This window comes from Streptomyces smyrnaeus (assembly GCF_017676345.1).
In the GTDB taxonomy this organism is placed as follows: domain Bacteria; phylum Actinomycetota; class Actinomycetes; order Streptomycetales; family Streptomycetaceae; genus Streptomyces; species Streptomyces smyrnaeus.
Genome location: NZ_JAFFZM010000024.1, coordinates 58,769 through 70,530 on the forward strand (window position 1 = coordinate 58,769; position 11,762 = coordinate 70,530).

12 protein-coding genes are annotated in these 11,762 nt (G+C 71.6%); 8 read left to right on the forward strand and 4 right to left on the reverse strand.

Translation table 11 applies throughout. The features are described 5' to 3' along the window. Positions 1 to 6: 6 nt before the first annotated feature. The 5 genes from JW613_RS30060 (at position 7) to JW613_RS30075 (ending at position 4,407) form a co-directional block, all read left to right on the forward strand. Positions 7 to 885, forward strand: coding sequence for a bifunctional methylenetetrahydrofolate dehydrogenase/methenyltetrahydrofolate cyclohydrolase (locus tag JW613_RS30060; protein WP_209214036.1), 879 nt, complete (start codon positions 7 to 9; stop codon positions 883 to 885). Positions 886 to 990: 105 nt separating this feature from the next. Next, positions 991 to 1,113 (forward strand): hypothetical protein, encoded by a 123-nt coding sequence (locus tag JW613_RS36485; RefSeq protein WP_280635247.1) that lies wholly within the window; start codon positions 991 to 993, stop codon positions 1,111 to 1,113. Next, a complete protein-coding gene (locus tag JW613_RS30065) occupies positions 1,110 to 1,526 on the forward strand; it encodes a DUF3017 domain-containing protein (protein ID WP_209214037.1) in 417 nt (138 codons plus the stop codon). The genes JW613_RS36485 and JW613_RS30065 overlap by 4 nt, the downstream gene beginning before the upstream one ends. 288 nt (positions 1,527 to 1,814) lie before the next feature. Then, complete coding sequence (locus tag JW613_RS30070) at positions 1,815 to 3,296, forward strand: XRE family transcriptional regulator (RefSeq protein WP_209214038.1); 1,482 nt, start codon at positions 1,815 to 1,817, stop codon at positions 3,294 to 3,296. Between the two features lie 112 nt (positions 3,297 to 3,408). Beyond that, positions 3,409 to 4,407: a malate dehydrogenase gene (locus JW613_RS30075; RefSeq protein ID WP_209214039.1), complete on the forward strand. Its 999-nt coding sequence runs from the start codon at positions 3,409 to 3,411 to the stop codon at positions 4,405 to 4,407. Positions 4,408 to 4,644: 237 nt separating this feature from the next. On the opposite strand, the gene JW613_RS30080 is transcribed toward JW613_RS30075, so the two are convergent. After that, positions 4,645 to 5,061, reverse strand: coding sequence for a MarR family winged helix-turn-helix transcriptional regulator (locus tag JW613_RS30080; RefSeq protein WP_209214064.1), 417 nt, complete (start codon positions 5,059 to 5,061; stop codon positions 4,645 to 4,647). Between the two features lie 156 nt (positions 5,062 to 5,217). Between JW613_RS30080 and JW613_RS30085 the strand changes: the two genes are divergently transcribed. Further along, positions 5,218 to 5,697: a tautomerase family protein gene (locus JW613_RS30085; RefSeq protein ID WP_307866099.1), complete on the forward strand. Its 480-nt coding sequence runs from the start codon at positions 5,218 to 5,220 to the stop codon at positions 5,695 to 5,697. Here JW613_RS30085 and JW613_RS30090 read toward each other — a convergent pair. Continuing rightward, entirely contained in the window at positions 5,588 to 6,895 is a 1,308-nt protein-coding gene (locus JW613_RS30090) for an MFS transporter (RefSeq protein WP_209214040.1), read from the reverse strand. The two genes, JW613_RS30085 and JW613_RS30090, sit on opposite strands and share 110 nt — an antisense overlap. A 152-nt stretch (positions 6,896 to 7,047) precedes the next feature. On the opposite strand from JW613_RS30090, the gene JW613_RS30095 reads away from it, so the two are divergent. Then, positions 7,048 to 8,076, forward strand: coding sequence for an ArsR family transcriptional regulator (locus tag JW613_RS30095; RefSeq protein WP_209214041.1), 1,029 nt, complete (start codon positions 7,048 to 7,050; stop codon positions 8,074 to 8,076). A gap of 138 nt (positions 8,077 to 8,214) precedes the next feature. Here JW613_RS30095 and JW613_RS30100 read toward each other — a convergent pair whose 3' ends face one another. Further along, complete coding sequence (locus tag JW613_RS30100; RefSeq protein WP_209214042.1) at positions 8,215 to 9,669, reverse strand: MFS transporter; 1,455 nt, start codon at positions 9,667 to 9,669, stop codon at positions 8,215 to 8,217. A gap of 226 nt (positions 9,670 to 9,895) precedes the next feature. On the opposite strand from JW613_RS30100, the gene JW613_RS30105 reads away from it, so the two are divergent. Beyond that, entirely contained in the window at positions 9,896 to 10,909 is a 1,014-nt protein-coding gene (locus tag JW613_RS30105; protein WP_209214043.1) for a LysR family transcriptional regulator, read from the forward strand. Between the two features lie 38 nt (positions 10,910 to 10,947). Here the strand turns inward: JW613_RS30105 and JW613_RS30110 are convergent, their stop codons facing one another. Beyond that, on the reverse strand, positions 10,948 to 11,745 hold the full coding sequence (locus JW613_RS30110; RefSeq protein ID WP_209214044.1) for a hypothetical protein: 798 nt from the start codon (positions 11,743 to 11,745) through the stop codon (positions 10,948 to 10,950). Positions 11,746 to 11,762: the final 17 nt, after the last annotated feature.

The window sequence follows — 11,762 nt, forward strand, 5'->3', positions numbered from 1 at the left end:
GGGCGTATGACCGCCCAGATTCTCGATGGCAAGGCCACCGCCGCCGCGATCAAGTCCGACCTCACCGCGCGTGTCGAGGCGCTCAAGGCGAAGGGCATCACGCCCGGCCTGGGCACGCTGCTCGTCGGCGAGGACGTCGGCTCCCAGAAGTACGTCGCGGGCAAGCACCGCGACAGCCAGCAGATCGGCATCAACTCCATCCAGCGCGAGCTGCCCGCGAGCGCGTCGCAGGAGGAGATCGAGGCGGTCGTCCGCGAGCTGAACGAGGATCCGGCCTGCACCGGCTACATCGTCCAGCTGCCGCTCCCCAAGGGCATCGACGTCAACCGGGTGCTGGAGCTGATGGACCCGGCCAAGGACGCCGACGGCCTCCACCCGACCAACCTGGGCCGTCTGGTCCTCAACAAGCCGGCGCCGCTGCCGTGCACCCCGCAGGGCATGCTCGTGCTGCTGCGCCGGTACGGCGTCGAGCTCAACGGCGCCCATGTGGTGGTTGTCGGGCGCGGAGTGACCGCGGGCCGTCCGCTGCCGCTGCTGCTGACCCGGCGCAGCGAGAACGCGACCGTGACGCAGTGCCACACCGGCACCCGCGATCTGCCGGGAACGCTGCGGCAGGCGGACATCGTCGTCGCTGCGGCCGGGGTGCCGCATCTGATCAAGCCGGAGGACGTGCGTCCGGGCGCAGCCGTGCTCGACGTCGGCGTCAGCCGCGACGAGAACGGCAAGATCGTGGGCGATGTGCACCCGGGAGTGGCCGAGGTGGCGGGCTGGATCTCCCCCAACCCGGGCGGTGTCGGGCCGATGACGCGGGCCCAGCTGCTGGTGAACGTCGTCGAGGCCGCGGAGGCGGCCGGGGACCGGGCGGCCGAGGCGGCGGCCCGCTGAACGCGGTCAGGGAGAATGCCGTCATGGGCGAGGGTGACCGGACCGGCACGGACCGCGGCAGCGAGGGCCGGGACCGCGACAGGAACCGGGGCGGCGACGCGGACGGTGCCCGCGAAGGTGCAGCAGTCGGTGCTGGAGCCGCTGGCGGAGACGGTACCGCCGACGGTGCCGTGGATACCGCTCCCGGTGGCGCCGGAGGCGGTGAAGCGGAAGGAGATTCCGGGATGAGCAGTGCGCAGGAGGCCGCCCCGGCGCGCAAGGCGTCACGGCGTTTTCCGGTCCTGACCCGGGACACCGCGCGCCCCGAGGGCGGGGGACGCGCGATAGGGGGGCACCACCCGGCACCGTACCGGCAGTGGCCGCTGCTGGCGGTCTGCGCCGGGGTGCTGGTCGGACTGCTGGTGACGGTCATCCAGTTCCGTGCCGGCACGCTCATCATCGGACTGTCGCTGCTGGGCGGTGCCGTGCTGCGCTGGTGGAAGCCCTCGGTCGGCATGCTGGCCGTGCGCTCACGCTTCACCGACATGATCACCTATGGCGTACTGGGCCTCGTCATCGTGCTGTTGGCCATGATGGCGCAGCCCGACCCATGGCTCACGGTGCCGATTCTCGACACCATCGTGCACTTCACAGTGCGCTGACCTGCGCTCCAGCACCCGTTGGGCGCTGCTGTCGCACCGTCGCAACAGTGCCGCGAATGTGACAGGGGCCCGCCTTCCTTCAGGAGGGCGGGTACTTCTGTGCGGGAGGTGTCGGGAGGTGTCGGGCGGACGGCGGGCGAACAACGGGCAGCCGCTGGGGGGACGTAACGGTTGGTGTCCGGATGGGCTGGCAGACTAGGGAGCGTTTGCGCGGACGAGCACCCGGGGCCGTGGCGTGACACGGGGGAGAGGAACACTGACAGCGCATTCGCGGACAAGGGGGAGGCAATGCCTCGTTGGAGGTCGCTACCGGAGGATCTGGACCCGCAGATCCGGGAGTTCGCGAGCCAGCTGCGGCGGCTCGTCGACCGCAGCGGGCTGAGCGTCGCCACCATCGCTGACCGGACCGGCTACAGCAAGTCGTCCTGGGAGCGGTATCTGAACGGCCGTCTGTTGCCGCCGCGCGGCGCCACGCAGGCGCTCGCCGAGGTGACCGGAACCGATGTGCGGCATCTGGGCACCATGTGGGAGCTGGCCGAACGGGCGTGGAGCCGCAGCGAGATGCGGCACGACACCACTTTGGAGGCCATCCGGATCGCCCAGGCGAGGGCCGCGCTGAACGAGGAGCCTTCCCAGGAGCGCGAAAAGGGGCGCAGGCGGCGCAAGAACAAGAGCGCACCGGACAGCGAGGCCCCCGAGGTACCCGACGCATCCGGGGCACCCGGCGCACCTGGAACATCCGGTGCACCCGAAGGTGGAGCGCTCGGCAGCGGCACGCCCGGTTCCGGCAGCGGCACGCCCGGGTCCGGCGGCAGCACCCGCGTCCCGCAGCAAGGAACATCGCCCCAGCAGGAGGCGTCCGCGCGGCAGGGAACACCCCCGCAGCGGATCACACCGGAACAAGGCGTCCCGGAGGACGGGGACCTGGGGACGGCCATCCTGCGCAAGGACGCCATCCGCGCGGCGGGCAACAGCGCGAGCGCGCGCGAGAGGCGCCATCAGTCCGATTCCACCGTGTGGGGCACGCCCGCCCCCGGACTCGGCAGTCCGGCCGCTTCCGACCATGCCGCCGACGTCCACGCCGACATCGACGCCCACGGCAACCCCGACGCAGAAGCCGGCACCGACCGACGGACCGGTCAGGGCGCAGGGCACAGCGCCGGGCAAGGAGGCGGGAGCGGCGGCGCGGTCCCGCACGGCGTCCCCGCACCATCGGCAACACCGGCTCCCGGCGGCGCCGACGGCGGCCCTACGACGAAGGGTTCGGGCGGTCGGCGCAAGGTCACCGTGCTGTTGGCGTCCCTCGTGGCCGTTCTCGTCGTCGCGGCAGGCGCTGTGCTCTTCTTCGACGTCGGCGGAGGCGGCGAGGAGAAGGCCGCCGACCCGAAGCCCAGCCCCACCAAGGAGACCCCGCAGCTTCCCGCGGGCGTGAAGTGCTCGGGCAAGGAGTGCTCGGGCAAGGACCCGGAAGCCATGGGCTGCGGTGGCGAGCACGCGGGCACCAGCAGCTCCGCATGGGTCGGCACCACCTTCGTCGAGGTCCGCTACAGCAAGGTCTGCAAGGCGTCCTGGGGCCGGATCACCAGCGCCCGGGCCGGCGACTCGCTGCGGATCACCGGCCCGGGCGGACAGGCGGAGAGCGGCAAGGTGGCGAAGAACGAGACGTACACCAAGATGGTCTCCGTGGGATCGCAGGACGAGGCGCGCGCCTGTGCGACGCTGGCGGCGGGCGGCAAGGGCTGCACCGTTCCCGGAGAGAAGGCACGGTGAACGGACCCGGGGGTGAGGCGGGCGCGGGGTCGGATAGCCTGGCCGATGGGTCTCTTGACGTAGAGAGACTTCCGGCCACCCGCCAGCCACGTCAGGTACTACGGAGAACGCCATGACCCGCACTCCCGTCAGCCCCGTCAACGTCACCGTCACCGGCGCCGCAGGCCAGATCGGCTACGCGCTGCTGTTCCGTATCGCCTCCGGCCAGCTGCTGGGCGCCGACGTGCCGGTCAGGCTGCGTCTGCTGGAGATCACCCCCGCCCTGAAGGCCGCCGAGGGCACCGCCATGGAGCTGGACGACTGCGCGTTCCCGCTGCTCCAGGGCATCGACATCACCGACGACCCGAACGTCGCCTTCGACGGTGCCAACGTGGCGCTTCTCGTCGGCGCCCGGCCCCGCACCAAGGGCATGGAGCGCGGCGACCTGCTGGAGGCCAACGGCGGCATCTTCAAGCCGCAGGGCAAGGCCATCAACGACAACGCCGCTGACGACATCAAGGTCCTCGTCGTCGGCAACCCGGCCAACACCAACGCGCTGATCGCCCGGTCGGCGGCGCCGGACGTGCCGGCCGAGCGGTTCACCGCGATGACCCGCCTCGACCACAACCGCGCGCTCACCCAGCTCGCGAAGAAGACCGGCTCCTCCGTCGCCGACATCAAGAAGCTGACGATCTGGGGCAACCACTCCGCCACCCAGTACCCGGACATCTTCCACGCCGAGGTCGCCGGCAAGAACGCCGCACAGGTCGTCAACGACGAGCAGTGGCTGGCCGACGAGTTCATTCCGACCGTCGCCAAGCGCGGCGCGGCCATCATCGAGGCGCGCGGCGCCTCCTCGGCGGCCTCCGCGGCGAACGCCGCCATCGACCACGTCCACACCTGGGTCAACGGCACCCCCGAGGGCGACTGGACCTCCATGGGCATCCCCTCGGACGGCTCCTACGGGGTGCCGGAGGGCATCATCTCCTCCTTCCCGGTGACCACGAAGGACGGCAAGTACGAGATCGTGCAGGGCCTGGAGATCAACGAGTTCTCCCGCACCCGTATCGACGCCTCCGTCAAGGAGCTGACCGACGAGCGGGACGCGGTCCGCGGCCTCGGCCTGGTCTGAGTCGGCCGCTTCAGCTGCCGCGCCGCTCGACTGCCGCGCAGCTCCACTGCCACTGCTGAGCCGCGCCGCTCGACTGTCGCACGCACCGAGGGCCCGTGCGGATCCACTGATCCGTACGGGTCCTCGGGCTTTTGCCCGGACTTTCCGCTGCGGCTCTCCGCTGCGGCTCTCCGCTGGGGCTTTCCGCTCGGGGTCTTCCGGGGAGCTCCTGGCGGGAGGTGGCAGGTGCCGGGCGCGTCAGTCGTGGTCGCCGCCGTCCTCCTCGGCCATCACGTCCTCGTACGCGCGCAGAGTCGCGACGATCAGGGCACGCTCGGCAGGGGAGAGCTCGGTCAGCACCTGCCGCCAGGCTCCGGCGCCGCGGGCCAGCCACCGCGAGATGGTGGGGCGGTGGGCCTCGGTGATGCTCACGATGCGGCGGCGGCGGTCGTTCTCGTCCTCGTGCCGCTCCAGCACGCCCTTCCGGCTCAGCTCCCCCACCAGCAGGCTGACCGTGGTGGGGGCGACCTCCAGCCGGGTGGCCAGATCGTTGACGGTCATCGGGCCGTCGAAGAGGAGGTATGAGAGCAGGGAAAGGTGGCGCGGGGCCAGCGCGAGGGACTGCAACTCCTCGGGTACGGGGATGCGTTTGACCCGGCCGACGATGCGCGGCATGAGCAGCAGGAGGTCGCGTACGGCGTCGTCCTCTGCCAGTTCCCCCGGTCGCACCTTGCTTCCCTGCTGTTCCTCTTCCCCCACCTGCCCCTTCTCTGACTCCCGTCTCTCTCTGTGACCGTCCATTGACATGGCGGCGGGCCTCCCATTAGCTTTGTGTTCAAAGATGCTTTGCCGTCAAAGGTGAATCCGTCTCGCGATATTAGCGATCCGGCTGTTCACCTTGCCGATTGGGTGGTTGCCATGCCGCACTTCGAGGTGCAGATTCATGAGGAAGCCCTGGGTGGGGAGGAATCGCCCATCAGTGGGCAGTTGATCGAAAAACTGACGGACGCGGCACTGACCGTGTATCCCGAGTCGTTCCGGAAGCTGGTCGGCGTCGAACTCTTCGGTGTCCCCGCAGGGAGGTGGGGCGTCGGCGGGAAGGTGACCGAAGAGCCGTCGCCCCTCGTCACGCTGCGTTCCCGGGAGGGGCTCTTCCATCATCCCGACTTCGTCGGAGCACCCGCCCGGCTGATATCCGCGATCACCGACGCCGTCGTCGCTGTTCTCGGGGAGAGCGTGCGGGAACGGGTGATGGTGCGGCTGGTGGGGATTCCGGCCGGCCGCTCGGGCCTCGGCGGCGAGCTGACCTGAGCAGACGGCCACGGCGTTCTCCGGTTCCGAGGTCCCGCCGCCTCCCGGGGCGCAGGCCCGGCGCGAGGCCGGCGGTCACCGCCAGGGAGAGAACGGCCATCACCGCCATGGCGGTGGCAGGCGAGGTCTCTTCCGCAACAGCGCCCGCGAGCGCGGCGCCCACCCCCTGCATGGCCAGCATGCCGGACGCATGCAGGCCGAGCGCATGACCACTGAGCTCTTCGGGCGTCAGCTCCATCAACCTCTCCTGGAGCAGCAGACTGGCGCCGAAGCCCACGGACGCCACCGCCACCAGTACCGCCGCCGGCGGCAGTGACGGACGCAGCGCGAAGAGCAGATAGGGGGAAGCCAGCAGCACAAGCATCGGTACAGCCAGCAGCTTCCGCCAGTGAGGGGGCACGAAACGGCCCACGGCGGTGTCCCCGGCCAGCATGCCCAGCGCTCCGCAGGCGAAGAGCAGGCCGGCCTCCCGCGGGGCGTACGGCACGAAGAGGGACTCGCAGCCGACCACCAATCCGTTGGGCACCCACAGCCCCAGATAGACAATGCGTCGGGAAGGCGACGACCACAGCAGGGAGTTGGTCCGCCAGGTCCGGGCCACGGAGGGCCGGCCCGTGGCACGGGGCGGGCGTTGGCCCAGGCCGAGCCGGGCAACCACCGCCCCCGTCAGATACAGCGCGGCTCCGGCCAGCAGGGTGCCGCGCGGGGAGAGGACGGCGACAAGCACACCGCCGAGTGCGTAGCCGCAGATCTGCATGACGCCGTTGGACATGTTCAGCACTGAGCGACCGAGGAGGTAACCGTCCTTGGCGAGGATCTCGTTGAGGAGCCCATAACGGACTCCACCGCCCAGCGAGGCCAGCAGACCGAGGACCAACAGCACGGAGAAAGACGCCGCGACGGGCAGCCCTGGCACGGCCTGCACGGCGGTACCGAGTGCGAACGCCAGGGGCAGTGCCGTCATCGCTGCACGCGGCCGCAACCGGTCGGCAGCCGACAGCAGCGTCGTCGCCCCGATGAGCTGAGCCAGCGAGGGGCCGAACATGGCGAGGGAGGACAGCAAGGGGGAGCCGGTAGCGGCATAGATGAGCGTGCCCAATGCCAGCCCGCTCACCGTCTGCCCAGCCACCTGGCAGGTGCTGACGAGGAAGAGAGGAGTGAACTCGGGCGCCCGGAAGAGCTCGCGATAGGTGCGCATGGCCGGGAGTCTCGGGCGGAACCGGGAAGCTGGTTATTGTTTCGCAGGAGAGCGAAACGTGGGCGTCGGCGCGGCCCAGCGGCGGGCGCGGGGGTATCGGCAGGCTCTGGCCGGGCGGTGGGAGCGGCGCAGGTCGACAGGGGGAGCGAGCAGTGGGGTGGTGGCAGGTCAACGCCGACACATTGGCGGGCGGCAGATTTGTGGTGTCACCGCTCGCCGAGGTGATCGCCGGCCTCAAGGTGCTGGAGCAGGGGAGCGCCGCCCACCCCGGCGAGCGGGCCTGGCTCGACACCCATCGGCCTGCCTACCTCGCCAGGCAGTCGGCGGATCCCGTCACCGGGCAGTTGATACGCGCCGCCCTCGGCCCCACCTGGAACGCGGACTTCCTCACCCCGACACCCGACCCCGACGGGAGCCGCCCCGTCGCGTCGTTCGAACAGGAGGTGGCACGCATCCGGGAGACCCCACCGGATGTGGCCCGGGCCGACCTGCTGGTGTCGCTGGGCATCAAGGGCCCGCTGCCCGCTCCGCTGCGCCGTGACGACCTGCCGCAGCGCACGGCGGACACCCTGGAGTGGGTGTGGCGCGAGACGGTACTGCCGTACTGGTCGCGGCGGCGCCGGATCATCGAGGCCGATGTGGTGGCCCGCACCGCGCAACTGAGCCGGGGCGGTTGGGCGGCGGCGCTCGACGACATGCGGCCGGGAATGCGCTGGCTCGGCGGGAACAGGCTGCAGATCAACACGCGGAACCTCCCGCCGCGTGAACTGTCCGGGGTGCGGCTGATGTTCGTGCCGGTGACGCCCCGCAGGGGGTGGGTGTCCTGGGAGGCGTCCCTGGAGCTGCCCCAGGGGGGATGCGCACGTCCTCCCGTGCGGGTCCGGCCGCGCTATGCCGTGGTGTATCCCTGCTCCGGTGCGCTCGCCGACGCCGAGGGGACGCCCGTGCCGGAGGCGTTGGAAGTCCTGCTCGGACGGGCGCGGGCCATGGTTCTGGTGCTGCTCGACTCCCCGAAGAGCACCAGTCAGCTTGTCGCGCTGACCGGTCAGGGACTGGGTTCGGTGGGCCGTCATCTGCGGGTGCTGCATGACGCGCGGCTGGTCCGGCGTCGCCGGGCCGGGCGCTCGGTCCTCTACTACCGCACCGCGGCCGGGGACTGCCTCCTGCAGGCCCAGAGCTGAAATGAGCTGTGCGGGGCTGTACGGGGTTGTGCTGAGCTTGCCGGGTCGAGCGTCGCTGACGGGTCTTCCATGGAGGGCGAAGGCAGCTGAGGGCCGGGGGAGCGGGGCGACCATCCGGTCGGTGATCGCCCCGGTTCCTCAGTCGCCGGCCCCGGCCCCGGTCCCGGCGTCGGAGGTGGGGCGCAGCCATATCACCGTCACCGTGCCGAGTACCGCGAGCACGGCTGCCGCGACCCGGAACCCGGCGGCCATCCCGTCCGTGACCCCGCCGGTGTGGGAGGCCATCACCGTGCCCATCGCGGCGACGCCCAGGGCGCTGCCGAACTCCCGGGCCGCGCCGTTGAGTCCGGAGCCGAGGCCCGCGCGGTCGGCGGGCAGCGAGCCGAGGACGGCCATGGACAGCGGCGGCATCGACAGCCCCATGCCGACGGCCATCACCAGCAGGACGGCGGCGTAGGGCAGATAGGGCGTTCGGCCGTCGATCAGGGAGAGCAGGCCGAGTCCGGCCGAGAGGCAGGCCAGTCCGGTCGCCACCATCGGGCGGGTTCCGAAGCGGCGGGAGAGCCGGGGGCTGAGGCGGGAGAACACCAGCATCCCGAGGGCGACGGGCCCGATGGCGAGCCCGGCGACGGCGGGGGAGTAGCCCTTGGCGTACTGCAGATACTGCGCGTTGACGAAGAACAGCGCGAAGAGCCCGAAGAAGGTGGCGGTCACACCCAGTACGCCTGCCCGCAGCGGGCGGGCCCGGAAGAGCCGTGGGTCCACCAGCGGGCGTGCCGCACGCAGTCCGTGTCCGAGGAAGGCGCCCAGCAGCAGGGCGGCCAGCGCGAAGCATCCCAGCACCAGCGGGGAGCCCCAGCCGTGGCCGGGTCCCTCGATGAGGGCGGTGAGCAGGGCGAGTGAGCCGAGTACCAGCAGCGCGGTGCCCACCGGGTCCGTCGGCCCCGCGGGCGCTCCGGCGGTACGCGGGGCCAGGCGGGCGGTCAGCCCGAGAAGGAGCAGTGCGGTGGGGGCGGCGACCCAGAACAGTCCCTGCCAGGGCAGATATTGGAGTACGAGGCCGCCGCCGAGGTTGCCCAGCAGGCCGGCGGCGCCGGTCGCGCCTGTCCAGACGGCGACGGCGTGGGCCCGGCGCTCGGGTGGCGCGGTGCGGACGGCGAGCGAGAGCGTCGCGGGCATCACCAGTGCCGCGCCTGCGCCGGAGAGTGCGCGGGCGGCGATCAGGACGGCCACGTGCGGTGCGAGCGCGGCGAGCAGGCAGCCCGCGGCGAAGACGGCGAGTCCGGTGAGCAGGGCGCCTTTGGGGCCGCGTCGGTCGCCCAGCGCTCCGGCGGGGATGAGCAGTCCGGCGAAGACGAGGACGTAGGAGTCGACGATCCACAGCAGTTGGGCCGGGGAGGGGTGCATGGCGTCGGCGCGTAGTGCGGGCAGCGCCAGGTTCACGGCGGCGACCAGCGCGACGGCGAGCATGACGCACGCCGACATCAGCCCGAGCACGGTGCTGTGGCGCGGCGTGCGGGCGGTGGGCCGGGCAGCGGGCCGGGGGGTGCCGGAGGGCTGGGCGCTGTCGGGAAGCAGGGCGGAATCAGGCATGGGTGTACCCCGAGCAGGAGGAAGCGGACAGGAGAAGCGAAGAGGATGCGGGCTGGGGAGCGCCGGCACTCGCGAATGCCCGCGAGCGCCCACGAGCGCTTTCGCGCCGTCGGCCGTCGATCGGCGGCCGTCGGCCGTCGGCGCTGGGCCGCGCCCGGTGCCAGTACGGTAGGCAGCCCACCCGGGTTACTTCAATTGCAACCTCTGCAAGGGAAAGTTGTCCTGCATGCAATCAACAGCGCAGTCCACTCCGCCATCCGCCACACCGCCCACCACGCCGATCGCCACGCCCCCCACCACCTCGTCGTCGCTGGATCTGAATCTGCTCGTCGCCCTCGACGCGCTGCTCACCGAGGGCAGCGTCACCGGCGCCGCGCAGCGCCTGCATCTGTCTACGCCCGCCATGAGCCGGACGCTGACCCGGATCCGGCGGGCGCTGGACGATCCGGTGCTGGTGCGGGCGGGGCGGCACATGGTGCCCACGCCCCGCGCTGTGGAGCTGGCCGGGGAGGTGCGGGAGATCGTGGAGCGCGCCGAGGCCGTGTTCACCCCGGGGGCGGGCGCGGACGGCGCGTTCGACCCGGCCGCACTGGAGCGCACGTTCACGCTGCTCGCCGACGACACGCTGCTGACCGTCATCGGGATGCGGCTGCTGGAGCGGGTGCGGGTCCAGGCGCCCGGCGTCTCCTTGCGGCTGATCCCGGAGGGGCCGGGGGAGTCCACGGCGCTCCGCGAGGGCAGCGCCGATCTGGAGCTGGGTGTGGTGAGCGCTCCGGCGCCGGAGACCCGGGTCGAGCAGGTGTTCACCGACACCAATGTCGGCGTCGTCCGCCGGGGGCATCCGCTGCTGGAGGGGGAGATCACCCCGGAGCGGTTCGCTGCCGCCGACCATGTGACCGCCTCCCGCCGGGGCAGGCTGCACGGTCCGATCGACGACTTGCTGGCCGGGCGGGGGCTGCGGCGCCGGGTGGTCGCCTCGGTGCCGACGCTGACCAGCGCGTTGATGGTGGTGGCGCAGACCGATCTGGTGGGCCGCACCGGGCTGCGGCTGGGCGCGGCCCATGTGGCGCGGCTCGGGCTGGTCTCCTTCGAGATCCCGCTGGAGCTGCCGGACATGCCCATCGCGCAGGCGTGGCATCCCCGCTACGAGAAGGATCCGGCGCACAGCTGGCTGCGCCACTGTGTACGGGAGATCGCGCGGGAGCTGAGCCCCGCGCGATCCGCGGCCGCGGACCGGTGAGGTGTCCGGCTACACCGATTACACCGACTCCGACGGCGTTACACCGACTCCGACGGCGGCTCGCCCTGCCCCGAGTCGCCGAGGTGGCGGCGGAGCTGGTCCACGGTGACCGTGCGGTCCTTGGGCGGGGTGGAGCGGGAGACGGGCCGGTTGAAGCGGCCGAGGTCGATCCGGTCGTGCTTGCTGCCCGCCTTGCGCTCCAGCCGCAGCGGGTAGGGCTTGCCCTCGGTGGAGACGTGCATGGTGACGCGGGCCTTGTCCTGGGCGCGGGTGACGGGGACGGAGCGGTGGCCGTCCACGCTGCTCTCGCGGCCCCGTTTCCAGCGTGGTCCAGGGGTGTCGCGGACCCCGGAGGCGGCGCGGAAGGCGTCCAGGTCGCAGGCGGTCGCCAGGCCCTTGCCGCCGAGGTCGTCGTCCTTGGCGCTGCCCTTGATGTAGCGGCCCTGGAACTTCTCGGCGGCTGCCGCGCCCTGCTTTGGGCCGAGCTGGGCCTTCCAGAAGGCGGCGTCGGGTTTGAGCCAGACCGTGTCGCCGCGCTTGATCAGCCGTACCGACCCGCTGCCCGGAGTAGTCACTTTTCCGGAACAGTTCGCCTTTTCGTCGAGGGTGAGATCGAGCCGGAGGTCGGGCGCCTTCATTCTGAGCCGCACGGAGTCCGCGGAATTCAACTCGGCGGCTGCTTTTTCCGCTATTTCCTCCCCCGACAACTCTGCGATATCCGGCCCGTCACGCTGGGTGGCCGTGGTGGTGGCATGGGCCGGGGTCAGAAGCCCGCCGGAGGCCGTCGCTGCAGCGCATACGGCTACGACCAGTGAGGTGCGGTGCTGCTTTCGCATCGATGGCTCCGATCCGC